Origin of the sequence: Caballeronia sp. Sq4a, from assembly GCF_023170545.1 — a bacterium.
Classification (GTDB): domain Bacteria; phylum Pseudomonadota; class Gammaproteobacteria; order Burkholderiales; family Burkholderiaceae; genus Caballeronia.
The window spans coordinates 1,884,506-1,907,520 of record NZ_CP084250.1 but is presented as its reverse complement, the minus strand read 5'-3'; the positions used below and the strand labels follow the sequence as shown (position 1 = coordinate 1,907,520).

Sequence of the window (23,015 nt, the reverse complement as noted above, 5' to 3'; positions counted from 1 at the left end):
GAAGCGGCCCGATTCGGCGAAAGTCGATCGGGCCGTTCTCATTGTTGATTACAAGCTGTCAGGCATACGGCGTGCAACTCCGGTTCATCCAACCACAAAGGGAGATGAACCATGAATCGCACATTCGCATCCGTTTTGCTCGCCACCGCGATGATCGCTTCGACGGGAGCGGCACAGGCGAAGGGCTGCATGGAAGGCGCGGCCGTCGGCGGCGTCGCGGGGCACGTGGCGGGCAAGCATGGCACGGCGGGCGCGGTCGGCGGCTGCGCGATCGGCCATCACGAAGCCAACAAGAAGGACAAGAAGGCTCAACAGGCAGCGGCAGCCAGCGCGCCGAGCGGCAAGTAAGCCGTAGCACGCGGGCGGCTGGCGGCCTGCTTGCCGCTCGCGTTCGCCGGGCGCGCACAGAGCGGTATCGCGTGACCGCGCCCGCGCGACCGAACCGCTAAAATGGCCGGCATTGCGCGGACGCGTCACGCATATCGTCCGCGCGTTGCCACGAGCCATGACAGCGATTCCCATGACAGCGCCCACGCCACTCACCCAGCATTTCGCCTCCGACAACTACGCCGGCATCTGCCCCGAGGCGCTCGCCGCGCTCGTCGAGGCCAACACGAGCGGCCACGAGCCCGCGTATGGCGACGATTCGTGGACCGCGCGCGTCTGCGACCGCATCCGCGAACTCTTCCAGACCGATTGCGAAGTCTTCTTCGTTTTCAACGGCACGGCGGCCAATTCGCTCGCATTGGCTTCGCTATGCCAGTCGTATCACTCGGTCATTTGCCACGAACTCGCGCATATCGAAACCGACGAATGCGGCGGCCCCGAGTTCTTCTCCGGCGGCTCGAAGCTGCTCACGGCGAAGGGCGAGAACGGCAAGCTCACGCCCGATGCCATCGAGGAACTCGTCACGAAACGCGCCGACATCCACTATCCGAAGCCGAAGGTGGTCGCGCTCACGCAGGCGACGGAAGTGGGCACCGTCTATACCGTCGAGGAAGTGCGCGCGATCGCCGCTATCGCGAAGCGCCGGCATCTGAAGGTGCATATGGACGGCGCGCGTTTCGCGAATGCCGTGGCGACGCTGAACGTGCATCCGTCCGAGATCACGTGGCGCGCGGGCGTCGACGTGCTGTGCTTCGGCGGCACGAAAAACGGTCTGCCGGTGGGCGAGGCGGTCGTATTCTTCGATAAAGCGCTCGCCACGGATTTCGCGTATCGGCTGAAGCAGGCGGGGCAGCTTGCATCGAAGATGCGCTTTATCTCCGCGCCGTGGCTCGGCCTGCTCGATGACGACGTGTGGCTGCGCAACGCCCGCCATTCGAACGCCATGGCGCAACTGATGGCCGAACGCCTCGCGGACATTCCCGGCGTGAACGTGCTGTTCAAGCCCGAGGCCAACGCGGTGTTCGCGGAACTGCCCGCGCATGTTTCCGCGGCGCTGCGGGCGAAGGGCTGGCGGTTCTATCAGTTCATCGGCTCGGGCGGCTGCCGGCTGATGTGCGCATGGGACACGCAGCAGGAAACCGTCGAGCGTTTCACCGACGAAGTGCGCGCGCTTAGCGCGGCCCGCTGATTTCCGGCATGCGTGCGCGCGCGGCGGACCCCGATTGACACGTTCGCCGCGCGGCTCCAACATGGCCGCACCCTTAATCGCCTGCCACCGCCCGCCATGGCCTTCATCTTCTATCTGACGCATATCCATCTCGGCTACGACTCGCTCGACATGCTGCAAAGCGAATGCGCGCGCATCGGCATGAAAAGGCCGCTCGTCATCACCGACAAAGGCGTCGCGGCGGCGGGGCTGTCCGCGCGCGTGATCGAGAGCGCGAAGCTCGGTGCGCTGCCCGTATTCGACGACACGCCATCCAACCCGACCGAAGCGATGGTCATGCAAGCCGCCGCGCAGTACAAGCGCGAAGGCTGCGACGGGTTGATCGCGGTCGGCGGCGGATCGTCGATCGACCTCGCGAAGGGCGTCGCGATTGCCGCCACGCACGACGAACCGCTCACGCACTACGCGACCATCGAAGGCGGCAGCGGCAAAATCACCGAGCGCGCCGCGCCGCTCATCGCGGTGCCGACCACATCGGGCACCGGCAGCGAAGTCGCGCGCGGCGCGATCATCATCCTGAACGACGGGCGCAAGCTCGGCTTTCATTCGTGGCACCTGCTGCCGAAATCCGCTATCTGCGATCCTTCGCTCACGCTCGGCCTGCCGCCCGGCCTCACCGCCGCGACCGGCTTGGACGCGATCGCGCATTGCATCGAGACGTTCCTCGCGCCGGCGTTCAATCCGCCCGCGGACGGCATCGCGCTGGACGGGCTCGAACGCGCGTGGGCGAACATCGAGCGGGCCACGCGCGACGGTCAGGACCGCGACGCGCGCCTCAACATGATGTCGGCGTCCATGCAGGGCGCGATGGCGTTTCAGAAGGGCCTCGGCTGCGTGCATTCGCTGTCGCATCCGCTGGGCGGCCTCGCGGTGAACGGGCGCACGTCGCTGCATCACGGCACGCTCAACGCGGTCGTTCTGCCCGCCGTGCTGCGCTTCAACGAGAGCGCGCCGACCGTCGTCGCCGAGCGCCGTTTCGAGCGCATGCGCCGCGTGATGAACCTCGCGGATAACGCGGATGTCGCGCAGGCGCTTCACGACATGACCGAGCGCCTCGGCCTGCCGACGCGTCTCTCGCAGATGGGCGTGGATGAAAGCATGTTCGACAAAGTGGTGAAGGGCGCGCTCGCGGACCATTGCCACAAGACCAACCCGCGCGAGGCGAGCGCCGACGACTATCGCCGCATGCTGATGGAATCGCTCTGAACCATGACCAAGCCGGTTCGAACCACGCGAGCGGATTACCCGCACTTTCTCGCGATCAGCACGCGCTGGTCGGACAACGACGTGTATGGACACGTCAATAACGTGGTCTATTACAGCTACTTCGATACGGTGGTGAACGAGTATCTGTTGCGCAACCGCGTGCTCGATTTCACCGCAGGGGAGACCATCGGGCTCGTCGTCGAGACGCGCTGCAGTTACTTCGCGCCGCTGATGTTTCCGCAACGCATCGACGCGGGCTTGCGCGTGGAGCGGCTCGGCACGTCGAGCGTGCGCTATGAAGTCGGCATCTTCGCGGAGGGCTCCGACGAGGCGGCCGCGCAAGGGCATTTCGTGCATGTGTACGTGGATCGCGTGACGCGCAAGCCGGTGCCGTTGCCCGCGCCTCTCGTCGATGCGTTGAAGCCGCTCGTCAACGCCTGAGGTTCTCGTGTCGCTTCAGTGGTTTACTGTCAGCCTGCTGAACGGCGTGAGTGTCGGGCTGCTGCTTTTTATGCTGTCGGCCGGTCTCACGCTGATCTTTTCGATGCTCGGCGTCCTCAACTTCGCGCACGCGAGCTTTTACATGCTGGGCGCGTATGTCGGTCAAGCGCTTGCCGTTCACAGCGGATTCTGGGTCGCGCTGGTTGTGGCGCCGCTCGTGGTCGGCGCGCTCGGCGCGCTGTTCGAGCGATATCTTCTGCGACGCGTGCATTCGCGCGGCGCGCTCGCGGAACTGCTGCTGACATTCGGCGCGGCCATGGTGATCGGCGAGGGCGTCAAGCTCGTCTGGGGCCTCGGTCCCTTGCCCGCGACGATCCCTCACGCGCTCGACGGCCCGCTCTTCACGCTGTACGGCGCGGCCTTCCCGCGCTATCGCGTTTTCATGATGACGCTTTCCATCGCGATGCTCGGCGCGCTCGCCATCGTGCTTCGCACATCCCGCACCGGCCTCGTCGTGCGCGCAGCGCTGACGCATCCGGCAACCGTCGAGACGCTCGGACACGACGTGCCGCGCGTCTTCACGACGGTCTTCGCGGTCGGCACCGCGCTCGCCGCGCTCGCCGGCGTGATCGGCGCGCCGCATGCCGTGATCGAACCCGCGATGGCCGATGCGGTCGGGCCTATCGTGTTCGTCGTCGTGGTGATCGGCGGCATCGGCTCGCTGTCTGGCGCGCTCGTCGCCTCGCTCGTGATCGGCTGCGCGCAGACCTTCGCGGTCGGCTCGACGGCATCGGCCGGCAGCATCGCGGCATCGTTCGGCATCGCATTGCCCGATGCGTGGCGCGCGCTGACTCTCGCGCAGCTTGCGCCGGTGCTGCCGTATCTGCTGCTCGTGGCGATGCTCGCCGCGCGCCCACACGGATTCATGGGCGAGCGCACGCGCGATGCATAGGTCCGTCGCGTTCGTCCTGCTGATGGCCGCGCTCGCGCTGCCGCCGGTTTTCTTCCATCAATCGTGGCTGCTCGCGTATCTCGCGCAGACGGCGACGTTGATCGTCTTCGCGCTCTCGTACAACGTGCTGCTCGGCGAAACCGGCTTGCTGTCGTTCGGGCATGCGGTGTATGCGGGCCTCGGCGCGTTCGCCGCCGCGCATGTGTTCAACGGCTTGCGCGTGCCTTTGCCGCTGTTGCCGCTCATCGGTGGATGCACCGCCGCGCTGGCCGCCGTGCCCATCGGCGCAATTTCGACGCAGCGCGCGGGCACCGCGTTCGCGATGATCACGCTCGGCATCGGCGAACTCGTCGCGGCGAGCGTGTGGCTCGTTCCCGGCTGGTTCGGCGGCGAGGGCGGCGTGAGCATCGACCGCGCGAGCGGACCGCCGTTCTTCGCGTGGACCTTCGGCCCGCTGTGGCAGGCGTATGCGCTGATCGCGTGCTGGTGCATCGTCTCGACACTCGCGATGTTCGCGTTCACGCGCACGCCGATGTGCCGGCTCGCCAACGCCGTGCGCGACAACCCGGCGCGCGCCGCGGCCATCGGCTTCGCGCCGCGCCGCGTGCGCTTCACGATGCTCGTCGTCTCGGCGTTCTTCGCCGGCGTCGCGGGCGTGCTGTCGCTCGTCAGTGTCGAACTCGTGTCGGCTGAAAGCGTCGGGCTCGCGCGCTCGACGGGCGTGCTCGTGGCCACGGTGATCGGCGGCACGGCGTCGTTCTTCGGGCCGGTGATCGGCGCGGTGCTGCTGACGTTCTTCAGCGTAGGCGTCGCGAGCGTGTCCGCCGCCTGGCCGATGTACCTCGGGCTTTTCTTCATGTGGGCGGTCGTCGCGCTGCCGGATGGCGTCGCGGGCCTTGTGACGCGTGATTGGCGCGCGCTCGCCCTGCGCGTGCTGAGCGCGATTGCGTGGGGCGTTGCAGTCGTGGTCGCGGTCGAGACGCTCTATGCCCGGCACGCCGATGCCGTCACGCTGCCGCGCGGCGCGTGGTGGATCGCGGTGCCGTGCGCGTTGCTCGGGCTTTGGCTCGCTCGCTTGGGCGCGAGCAAGGAGCGCGCGCGATGACGTCGGCACTGCACGTCGAAGGCATCGTCAAGCGATTCGGCGCGACGGAAGTACTGCGCGGCGTCGATCTGCGCATCGAGAAGGGCGAGCGCCACGCGATCATCGGACCGAACGGCGCGGGCAAGTCGACGCTCTTCGACCTGATCTCGGGGCGCGCGCAGCCGGACGCGGGCCGCATCGTCGCGCAGGGCGTCGATATCACCGGCAAGCGGCCGCAGCGCGTGAGCCGCGTGCTCGCGCGCAGCTTCCAGACGACGAGCGTGTTCGCGCGTCTGTCCGTGTTCGACAACCTTCGGTGCGCGGTGCTGGGCGCGGCGTCGTCGCGATGGGTGGATCGCTGGTTCCGCTGCCACGCGATCGACGAACGTGCCCGCGCGATGCTCGATGCCATCGGTCTTTCTTCACGCGCCGACGAGCCCGCCGCGCGCCTCACGTATGCCGAACAGCGCGCGCTGGATCTGGGCATCGCGCTCGCAACCGATGCGCCGCTCATTCTGCTCGACGAACCCACTGCGGGCATGAATCGCGCGGAAGCGGCGCGCGCGCTCGCGTTGATTCGGGCGACGACGGAAGGCCGCACGCTGCTCGTCATCGAGCACGACATGGATGCGGTGTTCTCGCTTGCGGATCGCGTATCGGTGCTGGTTCGAGGGCGCGTGATCGCATCCGATACGCCCGATGCGATCCGCCGCAATCGCGATGTGCAGGAGGCTTATCTGGGAGCCGCGCCATGAGCGTGCTTTTGCGCATCGAGGACTTGCGCGCATGGTACGGCGCAGCGCAAGTGCTGCATGGCGTGAACTTGTCGGTCGGGAAAGGCGAGGCGGTCGCGCTTGTCGGGCGCAATGGTTCGGGCCGTTCGACGCTCGCGAAAGCGATCATGGGCCTCGTGCGATGCGCGGGCGATATGCGTTATCGCGACATACAACTCGTCGGACAGCGTGCGTTTCGCATCGCGCGGCTGGGCATCGGCTATGTGCCGGAGACGCGCGATGTATTCCCCGCCTTGAGCGTGCGCGAGAACCTCGCGCTCGGCGAACGTAAAGGCACGCGCTTCGCCTTCGACAATGCGTACGCGCTCTTTCCCGCGTTGCGTGAACGTGCGTCGGTGAAGGCCGGCGCGCTATCCGGCGGCGAGCAGCAAATGCTGTCGCTCGCGCGCACGCTGATGGGCGATCCATCGCTCATCGTCATCGACGAGCCCGGCGAAGGGCTCGCGCCGCAAGTGATCGCGCAAGTGGCCGCGTGCCTCTCGACGCTGCGCGAACGCGGCGTGGCGATACTGCTGATCGAAGAGCGGCTCGCGATCGCGCGCATGCTCGATGCGCGCGTCGCAGTGATGGGACACGGCGCGGTGCGCTTCGACGGTTCGCTCGCGCAACTGGAGCAGCGTGACGACGTAATGCACGAGTGGTTGTCGGTAGGGTGAATCAGCCTTTGCTGTCGCGCTCCACGATCCACTCGTGTTTCGGATCGTTTTTGAAGTGCCACGTCCGCTTGTCGCCCGCCATCACGTTCAGATAGTAGTTGTCGTAGCCATACGGCACGACGACCGGGTGATAGCCGCGCGGCACCATCACGACATCGCGATCTTCCACTGCCATGGTTTCGTCGAGATCGCGCTCGTCGGTATAGACGCGCTGGAACGCAAAGCCTTGCGGCGGGTTCAAGCGATGATAGTAAGTCTCTTCGAGCGCGCTTTCAGTTGGTACGTTGTCCTGATCATGCTTATGCGGAGGATAACTCGATGCATGTCCGCCGGGCGTTCTCACTTCCACCACGAGCAGCGACTCGGCCGCTTCGGTTTGCGGAAGAATATCGCAGACGTAGCGCGTATTCGCGTGTCTGCCGCGCGTCGAGCGTTTCATCTGCGATGGCTCGATGAGGCGCGGCGGATAGCGTCCCGTTGCAGGCGCGCTCGCCACCGCAAGCTCCGTTTCGCGCTCGGCGCGCACGATGGCGGCGAGCTTCGGCGGCACATAGACCGCATACGGCGCGGCGTCTTCGAACACGCTGTCGCGCGATCCGATCGACTGCCAATGCTCGTCGCCCGCTTCGATGCTCACCGTCCCGGTCAGAACGACGATGCAGCTTTCGCGATCCGCGTCGTACACGTGCACGACATCGTCCGAATCCATGCGATACGCGGCGAAGCCCACATGCTTCCAGCCCGCGGAATCCGGTGTAACGCGCGCGATGGTCTGGCCTTCGCGCGATGCTTTCACTAGCAGGCTCATGCCGCCTCCTTGTACGTTGCATCGACGAGCGCGCGCAGCGTGCGATAGCCCAAATCGGCATACGCATAGCTCGGCGCAATCACAGGGTCTTGTTCTGCTTCGACCACAAGCCAGCCGCGATAGTCATGCTCAGCAAGACACGCGACGATGCCGGGATAATCCACCGCGCCGTCGCCCGGCACCGTGAACGCGCCGTTGATGACCGCATCGAGAAAGCTCCAGTTGCGGTTACGCGCGAGCTTCACGATATCGGTGCGCACATCCTTGCAATGCACATGGCACACGCGCGCAATGTGCTTTTGCAGCACGCTCAACGCATCGCCGCCAGCGAACGTGATATGCCCCGCATCGAAGAGCAGGCCGACGTCATCGCTCGTCAGCGCCATCAAACGGTCCACGTCCGCCGGGGTTTCGACATACGCGCCCATGTGATGATGATAGGCGACGCGCACGCCCTTAGAAAGCGTGTACTCGGCGAAGCGGTTCAGCCGCTCGGCGTATTGCGACCATTGCGCATCCGAGAAGAAGCGCGGACGCTGATACAACGGACGCGGCGCGCCTTGAATCGAATCGGCGACTTCGCCATAGACCATGACGGTCGCGCCGTTTTGCGCAAGCAGGTCGAGGTGCGGGCCTACCGCTTCGATCTCTTCTTCCGCGCTGCGTCGCGCGAGCTGGCCGGAATACCAGCCGGAGACGAGCGCGAGGTCGTATTGCGCGAGCAGCGCCTTCAACGCTTGCGGTTCGCGCGGAAACTTGTTGCCGAGCTCGAAGCCTTCATAGCCGATGCGCTTGCCTTCGGTCAGCGCCACGGAAAGCGGCGTCTCGCCGCCGAGCGACGGCAAGTCGTCGTTCATCCATGACAAGGGATTGATGCCGATGCGGACATTCAGGGGCATGGTGTCGTGTCCTTTTTCTCGATTCAGTCGATGTTGCCCGCGCGAGCCTTCAGCGCGCGTTCATACTTTGCACGCGCGGACATGATCGCATCGCGATCCGAGACTTCGGGCACCGCCACTTCCCACCACCATCCGCCTTCTTCGGTAGTGCGGGCGGGATCGGTGTCGATGGAGATCAGATAGCTGCGGTCCGCAGCCCGCGCGCGCTTCATCGCGTCCTGCAATTCATTGACGTTGGCTACGTGTTCGGCGAGCGCGCCCATCGAACGCGCGTGCATGGCGAAGTCGATATGCGGCGCGCCCGCTTCGCCTTGCTTGCAATCGTCGAGCAGATTGTTGAACGGCGCGCCGCCGCACGCCTGCTGCAAGCGGTTGATGCAGCCATAGCCGCGATTGTCGAGCAGCACCACGATCAGCTTCGCGCCGAGCATCACCGATGTAGCCAGCTCGCTATTCATCATCAGATAGCTGCCGTCGCCGACGATCACAATCACTTCGCGTTCGGGCCGCGCGAGCTTCACGCCGAGGCCGCCCGCGATTTCATAGCCCATGCACGAATAGCCGTATTCGACGTGATAGCCGCCCGGCGCGCCCGTGCGCCACAGCTTCTGCAAGTCGGCGGGCAGCGTGCCCGCGGCGCAGACGACGATATCGTCGGCCGGCGACGCATCGTGCGAACGTTGCACCGCGCCGATCACCTCCGCTTCTCGCGGCAGGCGGCCGTCCGGCGGCGGCGTGTTCGTTACATGCGCGACGGTCTCGCGCCAGTCGTTCGCAAGACGTTGCGCGCGCGTGGTCCATTCGGGCGCCGCGCGCCAGTCGCCGAGCGCTTGCGATAGCGCATCGAGCGCGAGACGCGCGTCCGCTTCGACGGCCACGGCGTTTTGCTTCAGGGCATCGAACGGATTCGCGTTGATGGCGAGAAGCTTGGCCGCTGTGAAGAGCGTGTTCGATCCCGTCGTGAAGTCCTGCAAGCGCGTGCCGACGGCAATCACGCAATCGCTCGCACGCGCCAGTTCGTTCGCGGACGATGATCCCGTCACGCCGATGCCGCCCACGTTCAACGCGTCGTCCCATGCGAGCGCGCCCTTGCCCGCCTGCGTTTCCGCGACCGGAATGCCGTGCTTGTGCGCGAAGTCGCGCAGTTCCTCGGTGGCGAGACCATACAGCACGCCGCCGCCCGACACGATCATCGGTTCGCGTGAATCACGCAGCAACGCGGCAGCACGCTCGATCTCGCGCGACGATGCAGCCGGCGCATGAAACTCGACTGCACGCGGCTCGAAGAACGAAGCAGGGTAGTCATACGCCATCGCCTGCACGTCTTGCGGCAGCGCGAGCGTCACGGGTCCGCATTGCGCGGCGTCGGTCAACACGCGAATGGCGCGCGGCAACGCGCTCAACAACTGCGCGGGATGCACGATGCGATCGAAGTAACGCGACACGGCCTTGAGCGCATCGTTCGCCGATGCGCCGCCATCATGCGCATCTTCGACTTGCTGCAACACCGGATCGGGCGCGCGCGAGACGAAGATATCGCCGGGCAACAGCAGCACCGGCAAGCGGTTGACATGCGCGAGCGCGGCCGCTGTGACGAGATTCGTCGCGCCCGGCCCGATTGAAGTCGTCACCGCCATCATGCGGCGTCGCATGTGCGCCTTGGCGAAGGCGATCGCGCTATGCGCCATCGCTTGTTCGTTATGCGCGCGATACGTCGGCAATTCCTCGCGATGTCGATAGAGCGCTTCGCCCATGCCCGCGACATTGCCATGCCCGAAGATCGCGAACACGCCGCCGAACAGCGGCTCGCCGTGTTCCGTGGAGAGTGCCGCGAGATAGCGCACGAGCGCCTGCGCGGCGGTCAGTCTGATGGTGGAAGCCACTGCGTTCATGCGGCTTGCTCCTGAGTTGCGTGAAGGGTCTTGATATCGGCTGTCGTGTCCTGCGACGCGCGCGCGTCGCGCCATGCCGCGATCAAGGTCTCGAACGTGCGGCGCACGCGGGCGATGAGCTCGTCGTCGCTTATTTCGCCCGCAAGCCAGGCGTGGCTCGGCTCATGAAAGATGGTTCGGCCTACCGTGAAGCCTTTGCATGTCTTCGACGATGCCGCTTGATTGAAGCCATCGCGCAACTGATCGACGCCCGCGGACAATCCCAGCAGCACGACGCCACGGCAATACGGATCGCGCTCGGCAATCAAGCCATCGACGGCTTGCCATTGCGCCGCGCTCATCGGTTCGAGCTTCCACCACTCGGGATATAACTGGAGGTTATAGAGGCGCTTCAGCGCGCGATACACGGTGTCGTCCGCAACGGGCGGTCCGTTCTTCGGCACGATCACTTCGAGCAGCAGTTCGTGGCCGCTTGCCTGCACTGCATCGTAAAGCGCGCGCAACTGCGCTTCCTGTTCGAGCCGCACGTCATGCGGATGATCCGGGTGATAGTGAACGAGGCACTTCACCACATGCTCGCGCGGCCATTCGACGAGCGTCGTGCCGACCGATCGGCCATGATCGAAGACGAGCGGCATGGAGCCGGGCAACTCCACCGGCCGGCCGATCCACCAGCCGCGCCCCGTTGCCGCGTTCAGCGCATCCTGTCCGTAGCGGTCGTCGATCAACACACCGATACGTCCTTCGAGTTGCAAGTCCTTTTCTGTCTGCGCGACCGCTTCGACGAACAAGCCCTTGAGCGTTGAGATGCGTGCTTCGCTTGCGCCCGTTTGCTGCGCGAGTTCGAAGAACTGGTTGCGATGATCGAACGCGAAGCCGAGCACTTCGTCCCATGCCTTGCGCGCAGGGCTCACGCGATGCAGCCGCGCGAGCGTCGCATCGCGGTCGGGGCGGCGCATGCGTGCCGGGTCTTGCTTCGCGGCGGCGAGGAAATAGTCGAGTTCGGCGGGCGTCGGCATGGCGGGCGCGCAACCGTGTCGCGAAACGACGAGCGCGCCGCAGGCATTCGCCGCGCTCGCGCAGGCTTCGAGCGGCGCATCGCGCAGCCATCCGGAGAGGAAGCCGGAGGCAAATGCATCGCCTGCGCCGAGCACGTTCAGCACTTCCACTTCGACGCCGCCGTGTATCGGCGCGTCGTCGATGGAAGCGGGCACCGCGCCTTCGATGATCGAGCATCCGAGCGGCCCGCGCTTCACCACGAGCGTCGCGCTCGTGACGGTGCGCACCATCGTAAGCGCATCGATGAGACGGTCCTTGCCGCCCGCGATGCGGAACTCTTCTTCGGTGCCGATCACGAGATCCATCAGCGGCAAAATACGCTGCAAATGCGCGGTCACGCCTTCGTTCGCGACAAAGCGCGTCTCGCCGTCGGCCTTGCCCGTGAGACCCCACAACACCGGCCGATAGTCGATGTCGAGTATCGTGCGGACCTGGTTGCGTCGCGCATATTCGAGCGCGCGGCGGCTCGTGCGGTTCACGTGCTCCGTCGAGAAGTGCGTGCCCGTGATGAGCAGCGCCTTCGATGACGCGATATACGCTTCGTCGAAATCGCTTTCGTCGACGGCCATGTCCGCGCAGTTCTCGCGATAAAAGACGAGCGGGAACGTATCGCGATCTTCTATGCCGAGCAGCACGAGCGCGGTCAGCCGCTCCGGATCGGTTCGAACGTGGCTGATATCGCAGCCTTCGCGCGCGAGCGTTTCGGTGAGAAAGCGCCCCATGTGGTCATTGCCGACGCGTGCGAGCATCGACGACTTGAGCCCGAGCCGCGCGCACCCGAACGCAATATTCGCCGATGATCCGCCGAGATACTTTGCAAACGTCGACACGTCTTCGAGCCGCGCGCCGACTTGCTGCGCATACAGATCGACGGCGAGACGCCCGAGGCACACGATATCGCGCGTGCGATCCGGCGCGAAACGGGAAGTGTTTTGTGCAGGCATGAATGATGTCCCTGGTATCAGATGGTCGCGCCTTCAAGTTCGCCGATCATCTTCTGCATTTCCGCGCCGCCCGCCATCATGTCGAGCACTTCGTTCTTCGTGATGGTGTCCTTCGTGAAGGTGCCCATCGAACGGCCGCGGTTGAGCAGCGTGAAGGAATCGCCGATCGGATACGCGTGGTGCACGTTATGCGTGATGAAGATCACGGAGATGCCTTTCGCGCGCGCCTTGTGAATGAGCTTGAGCACATTGAAGCTCTGCTTCACGCCGAGCGCGGCGGTCGGCTCGTCCAGAATCAGCACGCGCGCGCCGAAGTGAATGGCGCGCGCAATCGCGAGACATTGCTTCTCGCCCCCGGACATGGTGCCGATGGGCTGATGCGCATCGCGCACGTTGATGCCCATTTCCGCGAGCTTGGCACGCGACGTTTCGGCGGCGAGATCGAGGTCCATCACGCTGAAAAGACCGAAGCGCTTCTTCTGCGGCTCGCGGCCCATGAAGAAGTTGCGCGCGACCGACAGCAGCGGCACGAGCGCGAGGTCCTGATACACCGTCGCGATGCCGAGGTCGAGCGCCTCTTTCGGCGATTGAAAATGCACGGGCTTGCCATCGACAAGATACTGCCCGGCAGAAGGCGCGTGCACGCCTGCCAGCGTCTTGATGAGCGTGGACTTGCCCGCGCCGTTATCGCCGAGCAGACAGTGCACTTCGCCGCGTTTGAGCCGCAACGTGACGCCGTTGAGCGCGATCACCTTGCCGAAGAACTTGCTGACGTTTTCGAGCGCGAGAATGTTGTCGTCGTTCATGGCGGTCGTCCTCATTGCGCCTGCGACACGCGGCGGCGCACGTAGTGATTGAAGAGCACGGCGATCAGCAGCATCACGCCGAGAAACACGCGGAACCAGTCCGAGCTCACGTTCGTGTAGGTGATGCCGATCTGCACGACGCCGAAGATCAGTGCTCCGAAACATGCGCCGACGACCGAGCCGTAACCGCCCGTCAGCAACGTGCCTCCGATGACCGCCGCGATGATCGCTTCGAATTCCTTCTGCAAGCCGCGATCCGCCGCCGCCGAGCCGATATCGCACACTTGCAGCACGGCGAAGAGGCACGAGCAGAACGCGGTCAGCACGAAGAGCGAGATCTTCACGCGCTTGACCGGCACGCCGACGTTCTTCGCGGCGTTCGCATCGCCGCCGACCGCGAGAATCCAGTTGCCGTAGCGCGTTTTCGCGAGCACGAACGCTCCGATCGCCGCGAGCACGAGCCACCAGATGATGACCTTCGGGATGCCGGGCACGAGCGGCTCGCCGCTATCGAGCAGCTTGCCGATGCCCAGGTGCGCGAGCCACGTGAAGAAGCCGTGCAGCGCGACGCCGTGAAAGAGCGTATCGGCGACCCAATCCTTCTGCGCGAGATCGCCGACGCCGGAGATGATCGTGCGGTCCGCGAACATGATCGAGAGCGCGAGCGTCAGGCCGCGCAGAATGAACAAAAACGCGAGCGTGACGATGAACGACGGCAGGCGCGTGCGCATCACGAGATAGCCGTTGAGCGCGCCGAGCAGCATCGACGCGACGAACGCGAAAAGAATGGCGAGCGAAATCGGCCAGTGGAAATAGACCGAGGGCAGGGCGACCATCATGCCGGCGAAGCCGATCATCGAGCCGATGGACAGGTCGAACTCGCCCGCGATCATCAAAAGGCACGCGCCGACCGCGAGCAGGCCGAGATAGGCGGCCACTTGCGACCAGTTCATCACGCCGTCGAGGTTGAACATGCCCGACGAACCCGCGCCCAAACCGAACACGATGAATACGAGCACTGTGCCCGATATCGCGGCGAATTCCGGGCGGTTGAGCAGATGCCCGAACCAAGACTGCCGGCGCACCCGCTCGTCCGATGGCCTGTCCTTGTCGATCGCAGCGTCGGCGCTGTCGTGCTGAGGATTCGCGTGTGGAGGATAGTGCTTGCCGGCTACGCCCATGATGGCTCCTTGAAACGATCACTAATGCGGTACGGATGCGTGCGGTCCTGCCGCGTCCGGGAATGGACGCAGCAGCATTTCGTGTCGGAGAAAAGCGGGCGGCTCGCGTGACGCGCCGCCCGAAGAAGGTCAGCCGTGCATCAGCGGTACTGCCCGGCGTACTTCACGACCTTGTCGAGATTGTCTTTAGTGATGAAGCCCGGGCCCGAGCGAATGTTCTTCGGCCCGTACGACGGCTGCAAGCCGTACGTTTCGAGGCGCGCCTTGAACTTCGGGTTCGCTTCGAGAAGCTGACGGATCTTCGCCGGATCGGTGGTGTGTTCCTTCTTCACGATGGCGAGCACCGCGACCGGAATATAGCCCTGCAAATACGGTTGCTGGTCGATGGCGAACTTGATCGTGCCGTCCTTGATCGCCTTCGCGATGTCGTCGGAGAAGTCGAAGGTCACGAAATAGACCTTGTTTTGCAGGCCCATTTGCGTAACCGCCTTGAGCGTCGCGGAAGCGGGCGTCGGTCCGAGCGTGAGAATCGCCTGCGTGTCGGGATGGTTGCGCAGGAACGCGGAGACCTTCGACTGGATCTCCGTCGGGTCCTGTCCCGAGTCGACCGTGGACGCCTTATAGTCCACACCGATGGCATCGGCGAAACCGCGGCAACGGTCGAACGACACCGTGTTCGTCGCGATATGGTTCACGCACAGAAACGACTTCACGCCGGCCGCTTTCGCCTTCTCGCCCGCCGCTTTGCCCGCCACGTATTCCGGCTGACCGATGTGCATGATCGCGCCGAGTTGCGCGCTTTGTTCCTCGGTGCCCGAGTTGATCGTGACGAGCGGGATCTTCTTCGCCGTCACCTTGTTGAGCGCGCTCTTCAGCACGTCGAAGTCCGCGATCGTCGTGATGACGCCGTCGTAATTGCGCGCGGCGGCCTGTTCGATGAGACGCGCCATGTCGGCGATGTCCCCGTTGGGCGGATTGCGATAGTCGGTCTGGACGTTGAAGTCCTCGTCCGCCTGTTTGATCGCGTTCTTGATGGTGTTCCACCACGAGTCCGAGTCCGGCGCGTGGCTGATGAGCACGAATCTGGCGTCCGGCGCCGCGTGAGCGGGGGACGTCGTGAACAACGCGGCGCTGCACAGCGCAGCAGCAGCCGCCAGCGCGCGCAGCGCGGCCCGACCGTTGCAAAGGGTCATTGTCTCCACCTATCTCGGTTGTTGTCTGGTGTGATCTTTTGGCGAGCCGTTCGAGGGCGACGAGCCGCTCTCACCATGCTCACGAGCAAGAGTAGGTCAGTTTTCGGCGGTCTGCAATAGATATTTCAACGGTGCGACAAATGGAAAATGCTTTCCAAATTGCGGGCGGGCTTTCTATAATCGGCTGCACCGGCGCTCGCTTTCGGGCGCCGACGAACCGGGCTTTCCATGCAGGATGAAACCAGTACCGACGTGCTCTCCGTCGACGACCTGATGCAGCGGATCACCGATGCGTACGACTCGCTGCCGCGCCAGCTGAAGAGCGTGGCGTCGTATATCGAGCAGCATCGGCAGAGCGTGATGATGGACCGCACGAGCGATATCGCCGCGTCGTGCGGCGTGCATCCGTCCGCGGTCGTGCGGTTTGCGCAGCGTTTCGGCTTCTCCGGCTTCTCGGACTTTCAGGCGGTGTTCCGGCAGGCGTACGCGGGCGGCAGCACGGCGCAGAGCTATCAGCAGCGCATTCGCAAGCTGATCGACGAGAAGGCCGGCGTCGCTTCGGGCGTTTCCGTGGCGCGCGAATTCATCGCGGCGAGCCGCGCGGGTCTCGACGAACTCGAAGCCGGCCTCGACAACGCGCAGTTCGAAGCCGCCGTCGAGATGCTCGAGAAGGCGGAGAACATCTATGTGATCGGCGTGCGCCGCTCCTTCGCGGTGGCGAGCTACATCGTTTATGCGCTCGGCCATACGAAAAAGCGCGTGCATCTGATCTCGGGTGTCGGCGGCATGTTCCGCGAACAGATTCGCAGCGTGAAGAAGGGCGACGTGCTCATCGCGATCAGCTTCGCGCCGTACGGCAAGGAGACGCAATACTGCGTGCGCGCGGCGCAGCATCACGGCGCGGCAACGCTCGTCATCACCGATAGCCAGCTTTCGCCGCTCGCGCGTCATGCGAGCGCGAGTCTGCTCGTGAAGGAGGGCAGCGCGTTCGCGTTTCGCTCGCTCACGAGCACCATCTGCCTGTGCCAGGCGCTTTTCATCGCGCTCGCGTACCGGCTCGAATTGAACGTCGAAGAATCCAGGGAGACAGGCGGTTATGACGATTGACGTGGCGGTGTTTGGAGCAGGGCGCATCGGCAAGATTCACGCGGCGAATCTGGCGCGGCAGCCGGGCGTGCGGCTGAAGTATGTCGTCGATGTGAACCGTGACGCGGCGGCCGCGCTTGCGGAACAGCACGGCGCGCAAGTAGCCGATATCGACGGCGCAATGGGCGATGCGACGATCGGCGCGACCGTCGTGTGTTCCAGCACGGACACGCACGCGGACCTCATCATGCAGTCGGCCGCACAAGGCAAGCACGTGTTCTGCGAGAAGCCGGTGGACCTGACGCTCGAACGCGCGCGCGCCTGCGCCGATGCCGTTCAACAAGCGGGCGTCGTGTGCATGATCGGTTTTCAGCGACGCTTCGATCCGACGTTCTCGGCGCTGAAGGCGCGCGTCGATGCCGGCGAAATCGGCGATCCGGAAATGCTGATCGTCACGAGCCGCGATCCGGGCGCGCCGCCGGTCGAATACATCAAGCATTCGGGCGGCATCTTCAAGGACATGCTGATCCACGACTTCGACATCTTCCGCTGGATGCTCGATGACGAGGCCGAGACGCTGCACGCGACCGGCAGTTGCCTCTCCGATCCGGCTATCGCGGATGCCGGCGATATCGACTCGACCGCGGTCACGATCCGCACGAAGCGCGGCCGGCTGTGCCAGATCAACACGGCGCGGCGCGCGGCGTATGGCTACGACCAGCGGTTCGAGTTGCTCGGCAGCGCCGGCATGCTTCAGGCGGGCAATGTGCGGCCGACCGAAGTGACCGCGTATTCGAAGACGTCCGTCTCGTCGGACGTGCCCGAGGCGTTCTTTCTCGAACGCTATCGCGCGGCGTATGCGCTGGAAATCGCGCATTTCTTCGATGCCGTCAATCATGGCAAGCCGGTCCGCACGACGGTCGCCGATGGCCTGAAGGCGCTGGAACTGGCCGAAGCTGCGACGCTTTCGTGGCGCGAGAAGCGCATCGTGCGGCTCGCGGAGCAACAAGCGTGAGCGCGGTGCGCGTGGTGCGCGTAGGAATTGTCGGGCTCGGCCGGCTCGGCCGGCGCCACGCGGAGAACCTCGCGTGGCATGTGCCGGGCGCGCGGCTCGTTGCCGCGTGCAGTCCCGTCGACGAGGAACGCGCGTGGGCGCGCGAACGCTTGCCGGAGCTTGCGCTCTACGCGGACTACGACGCGCTGCTCGCCGACGCATCGGTCGATGCGGTGTGGCTCGTCACGCCGACCTCGCTGCACGCGCGGCAGATCATCGCCGCGCTGGAGGCGGGCAAGCACGTCTTCTGCGAAAAGCCGCTCTCGCTCGATCTCGCCGAATGCGACCGCGTGATCGAAGCCCACGCACGGCATCCGCAATTGCACGTGATGATCGGCTTCGTGCGCCGCTTCGACGCGAGTTATCGCGATGCGTTCGAGCAGGTCGGGAAGGGCGCGATCGGCCGGCCGTTCATGGTGCGCTCGCAGACCTGCGACAAGAACGACCCCGACGGTTTCTTCGTGCGCTTCGCGCCGACTTCGGGCGGACTCTTTCTCGATTGCAGCGTGCACGACATCGACCTCGCGCGCTGGATGCTCGGCAACCCGCGCGCGAAGCGCGTGTTCGCGAGTGGCACGATCGCGATTCACGAGGGCTTGCGCGAATGCGGCGATATCGACAACGGCGTGGGCGTCGTGGAATTCGACGATGGCCGGCTCGCCGTGTGCTACGCCTCGCGCACGATGGCGCACGGACATGATACGCAGACCGAAGTAATCGGTACGGCGGGGGCGCTGTCGGTCGGGCGCAATCCGCGGCTGAACCGCGTCGAAATCGCGGATGAGCACGGCATGCGCAACGCGTGCACGCCGACGTTCTTCGAGCGTTTCGAGGATGCGTTCTTGCGCGAGGCGCAGGCGTTCGTCGCGCTGCTGAAGGACGGCACGCCGACCGGTCTCACGCTGAACGATGCGCGAGAGGCGACGCGCATAGGCATCGCGTTGCGGGAAGCGTATGCGAGTGGGCGGCCGGTAGATCTCCAACCGCTGCGTTAAAATCGAACCATCAGGCACACGGAAGGTTCAATCGCGATGGAAGTTCACAAGGAAGTCGACGCACGCGGGCTCAACTGCCCGTTGCCGATTCTGCGGGCGAAGAAGGCGCTGGCCGACATGACGAGCGGCCAGATTCTAAAAGTGCTCGCGACCGATCCCGGTTCGCAACGCGATTTCGCCGCGTTTGCCAAGCAGACCGGCAACGAAATCGTCGAGTCGAGTTCGCAGGACAAGACGTTTATCTTCTTGATGCGGCGCCGCTGAAAATCTGAGGCGCAAAAGCAAAATGCCCGTCACGCAAGTGACGGGCATTTTTTTCGTACAGGGCCGTTGACGCTTAGCCTTCGAGAACCGGCGAACGCGTGCGCAGATATTCTTCGAAGTCCTTCGCCACTTCCGGATGGCGCAGCGCGAATTCCACCGTCGCCTTCAGATAGCCGAGCTTGCTGCCGCAATCGAAACGCGTGCCGTGATACTTGTACGCGAGCACTTGCTCATCCGACAGCAGCGACTGAATCGCGTCCGTCAGTTGCAGCTCGCCGCCCGCGCCGGGCTTGAGCGCGCGGATGTGATCGAAAATGCGCGGCTTCAGCACATAGCGGCCGACCACGCCCAGGTTCGACGGCGCCACCGCCGGCTCCGGCTTCTCGACGATGCCCGACAACTTGACGATGTTGTCTTCCCACTCCTTGCCGTCGATGATGCCGTACGACTTCGTGTCTTGCGGCGGAATCTCTTCGACGCCGATCACCGAGCTGTGATAGTGGTCGAAAACTTCGATCATCTGCGACATGACGGGCGGCTTGCCGTACAGCAAGTCGTCCGCGAGGATCACGGCAAACGGGTTGTCGCCGACGAGCTTTTCGGCGCACAACACCGCATGGCCGAGACCGAGCGCCTCGGCCTGACGCACGTAGAAGCAGTCCACGTGGCTCGGCTTGATGCTGCGCACGAGCTCCAGAAGCTTCTCTTTGCCGCGCGCCTCCAGCTCGGCTTCGATCTCGTAGGACTTGTCGAAATGATCCTCGATGGCACGCTTGCTGCGGCCGGTGACGAAGATCATTTCGGTGATGCCGGCGGCCATCGCTTCTTCGACCGCGTACTGAATCAGCGGCTTGTCGACGACCGGCAGCATTTCCTTCGGGCTAGCCTTGGTCGCGGGGAGGAACCGCGTGCCGAGACCCGCAACGGGAAAAACCGCTTTGGTAACTTTTAGCATGTGATGACCCTGATCCTCTTAATCATTTAGAACATCGAGTGAAGCGACTGAACAGGGCGTAAGAACGACTCCCATCACACGGGCAGTCGCAATAATTGCGCCTGAAGCTTCTCGATAGTGGTCTTGTATTCTGCCAGCCTTTTGCGCTCCTGTTCAACGACAGCGGCCGGCGCTTTTGCAACAAAGCTTTCATTGCCCAGCTTCGCGTTACATTTGACGATCTCGCCGCCAAGACGTTCGACTTCCTTCGTCAAACGCTCGCGCTCCGCCGCGACGTCGATCTCGACTTTCAGCACCAGCTTGTGCTGGCCGACGATCGCCACCGGCGCGCCGTGCGCTTCTTTATCGAGCGCCGCTTCGTCGTCGATGATCTTCACTTCCGCGAGCCGCGCGAGCGCCGCGACGTAGGGCGCGAACGACGAAAGACGCGCGGCGTCGCCGTGCGCGAGCAAGGGCACCTTCAACGCGGGCGACAGGTTCATTTCGCCACGCAGATTACGACATGCGTCGATCACTGCTTTCAGTTCGGCGGCCCACTGTTCAGCAGATTCATCCAGCTTTTTCGTCTCGGCGCGCGGATACGGCTGCGTCATGATCGACGCTTCGCCTTCCTGCGCGCCCGCCGGGTACGCGTCCGTCAACGGGGCGACCTTCTGCCACAACGCTTCGGTGATGAACGGAATGACCGGGTGCGCCAAACGCAGCACGGTTTCCAGCACGCGCAGGAGCGTGCGGCGCGTGGCGCGCTGCTGCTCGGGCGTGCCGTTCTGAATCTGCACCTTCGCGAGTTCGAGGTACCAGTCGCAGTACTCGTCCCACACGAACTTGTAAATTGCGCTTGCGACATTGTCGAAGCGATAGTCCGCGAAGCCCTTCTCGACTTCCGCTTCCACGCGCTGAAGCAGCGACACGATCCAGCGGTCCGCCTGCGAGAAGTCGGTGTAGCCGCCGGGTCCGCAGTCGCCCGGCTTGCAGCCGGCCACGTTCGCAAAGCCGCAATCGTGGCCTTCGCAATTCATCAAGACGAAACGCGTGGCGTTCCAGAGCTTGTTGCAGAAGTTGCGATACCCCTCGCAGCGTGCCAGATCAAAATTCACATTGCGACCGAGCGTGGCCATCGACGCCATCGTGAAGCGCAGCGCATCCGTGCCGAACGCCGGAATGCCGTCGGGAAATTCCTTGCGCGTCTTCTTCTCGATCTGCGCGGCCTGCTTCGGATTCATGAGGCCGCTCGTGCGCTTGGCGACGAGCGTTTCGAGGTCGATGCCGTCCACGATGTCGATCGGGTCGAGCGTATTGCCCTTGCTCTTCGACATCTTCTGGCCTTCCGCGTCGCGCACGAGGCCGTGCACATAGACGGTTTCGAAGGGCACCTTGCCGGTGAAATGCGTGGTCATCATCACCATCCGGGCGACCCAGAAGAAGATGATGTCGAAGCCCGTCACGAGCACCGACGAAGGCAGGAACGCCTTCAGTTCCTTCGTCTCGTTCGGCCAGCCGAGCGACGAGAAGGGCACGAGCGCGGAGGAGAACCACGTGTCGAGCACGTCGTCGTCGCGCTTGAGCGAGCCGGTGTAACCCTGGCGCTCGGCGTCCGCGCGGGCTTCGTCTTCGGTCTTCGCGACGAAGATTTCGCCGTTCTCGCCGTACCACGCGGGAATCTGATGCCCCCACCACAACTGACGCGAGATGCACCAGTCCTGAATATTTTCGAGCCACTGATAATAGGTCGTGGTCCAGTTCTCCGGCACGAACTTGATCTCGCCGTTGCGCACCACGTCGAGCGCGGTTTCGGCGATCGACTTGCCCGGATTGAACGTGCCTTCGGGCGCGGCCTTGCTCATCGCGACGAACCATTGGTCGGTGAGCATCGGCTCGATGACGACGCCCGTGCGGTCGCCGCGCGGCACCATCAGCTTGTGCGGCTTGACGGAATCGAGCAGACTCAGCGCTTCGAGATCGGCGACCACCTGCTTGCGCGCGTCGAACCGGTCCATGCCGCGATATTTCTCGGGCGCGTTGTCGTTGATCTTCGCGTCGAGCGTGAGAATTTCGATTTGCGGCAGCTTGTGGCGCTGGCCGACCGCGTAGTCGTTGAAGTCGTGCGCGGGCGTGACCTTCACGACGCCGGTGCCGAACTCGCGGTCCACGTAGTCGTCTGCAATCACGGGAATCTCGCGGTCACACAGCGGCAACACGACCGTCTTGCCGATGAGATGCGCATAACGCTCGTCTTCCGGATGCACCATCACGGCGACGTCGCCGAGCATGGTTTCAGGGCGCGTCGTCGCGACCGTCAGATGACCCGAGCCGTCCGGCAGCGGATACTTGATGTGCCAGAGGCTGCCGTTCTCTTCCTCGCTCACCACTTCGAGATCGGACACGGCCGTGCCGAGCACCGGGTCCCAGTTCACGAGCCGCTTGCCGCGATAGATGAGCCCTTGCTTGTAGAGCGTGACGAACACGTCGCGCACGGCGGCGGACATCTTGTCGTCCATCGTGAAGTATTCGCGCGACCAGTCGATCGACGCGCCGAGCCTGCGCACCTGCCGCGTGATGGTCGAGCCGGATTCCTGCTTCCACGCCCACACGCGCTTCAGAAACTCTTCGCGGCCGAGGTCGTGGCGCGAGATGCCTTGCGCATCGAGCTGTCGTTCCACGACGATCTGCGTCGCGATGCCCGCGTGGTCCGTGCCCGGCACCCACAGCGTGTTCTCGCCGAGCATGCGGTGATAGCGCGTGAGGCCATCCATGATGGTCTGGTTGAACGCGTGCCCCATGTGCAGCGTGCCGGTGACGTTCGGCGGCGGCAGTTGAATGGAGAAGTTCTTGGCACCTTCCTTGAAGGTCGGCGCGGAATAGCCGCGTTTTTCCCATTCCGGGCCCCACTGGGACTCGATGTTCTGGGGCTCGAAACTCTTCGCAAGCGTGCTGTCGCTCATCGTGAAATCTGCCGAAAAATGCGTGAAAAGATGCGGGGTAATCACCGATTATAAGGTTTGGACCGCGCAATCGGACGAATCCGGGCGCGGCCCGTCTGCGGCCGCGAATGGCTCGCCGGGCGACGCCATCGGCGCGGTCTTATAATGATCGACTACCCGGCGACTCCTCGCCCGCTCATTTGGCACGCT

General features: G+C 64.3%; 21 protein-coding genes. 12 read left to right on the top strand and 9 right to left on the bottom strand.

Going from position 1 to position 23,015, the window contains the following annotated elements; all coding sequences use genetic code 11:
• The first annotated feature begins 111 nt into the window (after window positions 1-111).
• From LDZ24_RS09050 to LDZ24_RS09015, 8 genes are all read left to right on the top strand, one after another.
• Entirely contained in the window at window positions 112-348 is a 237-nt protein-coding gene (locus LDZ24_RS09050; RefSeq protein WP_206466657.1) for a hypothetical protein, read from the top strand.
• Between the two features lie 172 nt (window positions 349-520).
• Window positions 521-1,576: a low specificity L-threonine aldolase gene (locus LDZ24_RS09045; RefSeq protein WP_248322318.1), complete on the top strand. Its 1,056-nt coding sequence runs from the start codon at window positions 521-523 to the stop codon at window positions 1,574-1,576.
• Window positions 1,577-1,672: 96 nt separating this feature from the next.
• The gene (locus LDZ24_RS09040) at window positions 1,673-2,821 is read left to right on the top strand and encodes an iron-containing alcohol dehydrogenase (RefSeq protein WP_248320178.1); all 1,149 of its coding nucleotides are present in this window, start codon (window positions 1,673-1,675) and stop codon (window positions 2,819-2,821) included.
• A gap of 3 nt (window positions 2,822-2,824) precedes the next feature.
• Window positions 2,825-3,262 carry a thioesterase family protein gene (locus LDZ24_RS09035; RefSeq protein WP_248320176.1) on the top strand — a complete coding sequence of 146 codons (438 nt, stop codon included), beginning with the start codon at window positions 2,825-2,827 and terminating at the stop codon, window positions 3,260-3,262.
• Window positions 3,263-3,332: 70 nt separating this feature from the next.
• Window positions 3,333-4,214, top strand: a complete 882-nt coding sequence (locus tag LDZ24_RS09030) for a branched-chain amino acid ABC transporter permease (RefSeq protein WP_248322317.1) — start codon at window positions 3,333-3,335, stop codon at window positions 4,212-4,214.
• Window positions 4,207-5,319: a branched-chain amino acid ABC transporter permease gene (locus LDZ24_RS09025; protein ID WP_248320175.1), complete on the top strand. Its 1,113-nt coding sequence runs from the start codon at window positions 4,207-4,209 to the stop codon at window positions 5,317-5,319. The genes LDZ24_RS09030 and LDZ24_RS09025 overlap by 8 nt, the downstream gene beginning before the upstream one ends.
• Window positions 5,316-6,053, top strand: a complete 738-nt coding sequence (locus tag LDZ24_RS09020; protein ID WP_248320173.1) for an ABC transporter ATP-binding protein — start codon at window positions 5,316-5,318, stop codon at window positions 6,051-6,053. Before LDZ24_RS09025 ends, LDZ24_RS09020 begins: the two co-directional genes overlap by 4 nt.
• Complete coding sequence (locus tag LDZ24_RS09015) at window positions 6,050-6,748, top strand: ABC transporter ATP-binding protein (RefSeq protein WP_248320171.1); 699 nt, start codon at window positions 6,050-6,052, stop codon at window positions 6,746-6,748. The genes LDZ24_RS09020 and LDZ24_RS09015 overlap by 4 nt, the downstream gene beginning before the upstream one ends.
• Before the next feature lies 1 nt (window position 6,749).
• Here the strand turns inward: LDZ24_RS09015 and iolB are convergent, their stop codons facing one another.
• The 7 genes from iolB to LDZ24_RS08980 form a co-directional block, all read right to left on the bottom strand.
• Entirely contained in the window at window positions 6,750-7,556 is an 807-nt protein-coding gene (iolB, locus tag LDZ24_RS09010; RefSeq protein WP_248320169.1) for a 5-deoxy-glucuronate isomerase, read from the bottom strand.
• Entirely contained in the window at window positions 7,553-8,455 is a 903-nt protein-coding gene (gene iolE, locus LDZ24_RS09005) for a myo-inosose-2 dehydratase (protein WP_248320168.1), read from the bottom strand. The genes iolB and iolE overlap by 4 nt, the downstream gene beginning before the upstream one ends.
• Window positions 8,456-8,478: 23 nt before the next feature.
• Window positions 8,479-10,347, bottom strand: coding sequence for a 3D-(3,5/4)-trihydroxycyclohexane-1,2-dione acylhydrolase (decyclizing) (gene iolD, locus LDZ24_RS09000; RefSeq protein WP_248320166.1), 1,869 nt, complete (start codon window positions 10,345-10,347; stop codon window positions 8,479-8,481).
• Entirely contained in the window at window positions 10,344-12,350 is a 2,007-nt protein-coding gene (iolC, locus tag LDZ24_RS08995; RefSeq protein WP_248320164.1) for a 5-dehydro-2-deoxygluconokinase, read from the bottom strand. Before iolC ends, iolD begins: the two co-directional genes overlap by 4 nt.
• A 17-nt stretch (window positions 12,351-12,367) precedes the next feature.
• Window positions 12,368-13,156, bottom strand: coding sequence for an ATP-binding cassette domain-containing protein (locus LDZ24_RS08990; protein WP_371747337.1), 789 nt, complete (start codon window positions 13,154-13,156; stop codon window positions 12,368-12,370).
• Between the two features lie 11 nt (window positions 13,157-13,167).
• Entirely contained in the window at window positions 13,168-14,337 is a 1,170-nt protein-coding gene (locus tag LDZ24_RS08985; protein ID WP_248320162.1) for an ABC transporter permease, read from the bottom strand.
• Window positions 14,338-14,477: 140 nt separating this feature from the next.
• Window positions 14,478-15,530, bottom strand: coding sequence for a sugar ABC transporter substrate-binding protein (locus tag LDZ24_RS08980; protein WP_175944318.1), 1,053 nt, complete (start codon window positions 15,528-15,530; stop codon window positions 14,478-14,480).
• A 228-nt stretch (window positions 15,531-15,758) separates the two neighbouring features.
• On the opposite strand from LDZ24_RS08980, the gene LDZ24_RS08975 reads away from it, so the two are divergent.
• From LDZ24_RS08975 to LDZ24_RS08960, 4 genes are read left to right on the top strand one after another with little or no spacing between them, the layout of a single operon-like run.
• Window positions 15,759-16,637, top strand: coding sequence for a MurR/RpiR family transcriptional regulator (locus LDZ24_RS08975; RefSeq protein ID WP_248320160.1), 879 nt, complete (start codon window positions 15,759-15,761; stop codon window positions 16,635-16,637).
• Window positions 16,627-17,631, top strand: coding sequence for an inositol 2-dehydrogenase (gene iolG / locus LDZ24_RS08970; RefSeq protein ID WP_248320159.1), 1,005 nt, complete (start codon window positions 16,627-16,629; stop codon window positions 17,629-17,631). The genes LDZ24_RS08975 and iolG overlap by 11 nt, the downstream gene beginning before the upstream one ends.
• A 5-nt stretch (window positions 17,632-17,636) precedes the next feature.
• Entirely contained in the window at window positions 17,637-18,665 is a 1,029-nt protein-coding gene (locus LDZ24_RS08965; RefSeq protein WP_248322316.1) for a Gfo/Idh/MocA family oxidoreductase, read from the top strand.
• Window positions 18,666-18,701: 36 nt separating this feature from the next.
• Entirely contained in the window at window positions 18,702-18,929 is a 228-nt protein-coding gene (locus tag LDZ24_RS08960; RefSeq protein ID WP_206466644.1) for a sulfurtransferase TusA family protein, read from the top strand.
• Between the two features lie 73 nt (window positions 18,930-19,002).
• Here LDZ24_RS08960 and galU read toward each other — a convergent pair whose 3' ends face one another.
• Together galU and LDZ24_RS08950 are read right to left on the bottom strand one after the other, a co-directional pair.
• Complete coding sequence (gene galU, locus LDZ24_RS08955; RefSeq protein WP_248320158.1) at window positions 19,003-19,884, bottom strand: UTP--glucose-1-phosphate uridylyltransferase GalU; 882 nt, start codon at window positions 19,882-19,884, stop codon at window positions 19,003-19,005.
• A gap of 74 nt (window positions 19,885-19,958) precedes the next feature.
• The gene (locus tag LDZ24_RS08950) at window positions 19,959-22,826 is read right to left on the bottom strand and encodes a valine--tRNA ligase (protein ID WP_248320153.1); all 2,868 of its coding nucleotides are present in this window, start codon (window positions 22,824-22,826) and stop codon (window positions 19,959-19,961) included.
• Window positions 22,827-23,015 lie beyond the last annotated feature (189 nt).

Excerpts from the sequence above, each read along its gene's own strand:
- LDZ24_RS08980 (WP_175944318.1), bottom strand. The coding sequence starts at position 15,530 with ATGACCCTTTGCAACGGTCGGGCCGCGCTGCGCGCGCTGGCGGCTGCT.
- LDZ24_RS09050 (WP_206466657.1), top strand. The coding sequence starts at position 112 with ATGAATCGCACATTCGCATCCGTTTTGCTCGCCACCGCGATGATCGCT.
- iolE (WP_248320168.1), bottom strand. The coding sequence starts at position 8,455 with ATGCCCCTGAATGTCCGCATCGGCATCAATCCCTTGTCATGGATGAAC.
- LDZ24_RS09030 (WP_248322317.1), top strand. The coding sequence starts at position 3,333 with ATGCTGTCGGCCGGTCTCACGCTGATCTTTTCGATGCTCGGCGTCCTC.
- LDZ24_RS09040 (WP_248320178.1), top strand. The coding sequence starts at position 1,673 with ATGGCCTTCATCTTCTATCTGACGCATATCCATCTCGGCTACGACTCG.
- iolB (WP_248320169.1), bottom strand. The coding sequence starts at position 7,556 with ATGAGCCTGCTAGTGAAAGCATCGCGCGAAGGCCAGACCATCGCGCGC.
- LDZ24_RS08985 (WP_248320162.1), bottom strand. The coding sequence starts at position 14,337 with ATGGGCGTAGCCGGCAAGCACTATCCTCCACACGCGAATCCTCAGCAC.
- LDZ24_RS09020 (WP_248320173.1), top strand. The coding sequence starts at position 5,316 with ATGACGTCGGCACTGCACGTCGAAGGCATCGTCAAGCGATTCGGCGCG.
- LDZ24_RS09035 (WP_248320176.1), top strand. The coding sequence starts at position 2,825 with ATGACCAAGCCGGTTCGAACCACGCGAGCGGATTACCCGCACTTTCTC.
- LDZ24_RS09025 (WP_248320175.1), top strand. The coding sequence starts at position 4,207 with ATGCATAGGTCCGTCGCGTTCGTCCTGCTGATGGCCGCGCTCGCGCTG.
- iolC (WP_248320164.1), bottom strand. The coding sequence starts at position 12,350 with ATGCCTGCACAAAACACTTCCCGTTTCGCGCCGGATCGCACGCGCGAT.
- LDZ24_RS09045 (WP_248322318.1), top strand. The coding sequence starts at position 521 with ATGACAGCGCCCACGCCACTCACCCAGCATTTCGCCTCCGACAACTAC.
- LDZ24_RS09015 (WP_248320171.1), top strand. The coding sequence starts at position 6,050 with ATGAGCGTGCTTTTGCGCATCGAGGACTTGCGCGCATGGTACGGCGCA.
- iolD (WP_248320166.1), bottom strand. The coding sequence starts at position 10,347 with ATGAACGCAGTGGCTTCCACCATCAGACTGACCGCCGCGCAGGCGCTC.
- galU (WP_248320158.1), bottom strand. The coding sequence starts at position 19,884 with ATGCTAAAAGTTACCAAAGCGGTTTTTCCCGTTGCGGGTCTCGGCACG.
- LDZ24_RS08975 (WP_248320160.1), top strand. The coding sequence starts at position 15,759 with ATGCAGGATGAAACCAGTACCGACGTGCTCTCCGTCGACGACCTGATG.
- iolG (WP_248320159.1), top strand. The coding sequence starts at position 16,627 with ATGACGATTGACGTGGCGGTGTTTGGAGCAGGGCGCATCGGCAAGATT.
- LDZ24_RS08950 (WP_248320153.1), bottom strand. The coding sequence starts at position 22,826 with ATGAGCGACAGCACGCTTGCGAAGAGTTTCGAGCCCCAGAACATCGAG.
- LDZ24_RS08990 (WP_371747337.1), bottom strand. The coding sequence starts at position 13,156 with ATGAACGACGACAACATTCTCGCGCTCGAAAACGTCAGCAAGTTCTTC.
- LDZ24_RS08960 (WP_206466644.1), top strand. The coding sequence starts at position 18,702 with ATGGAAGTTCACAAGGAAGTCGACGCACGCGGGCTCAACTGCCCGTTG.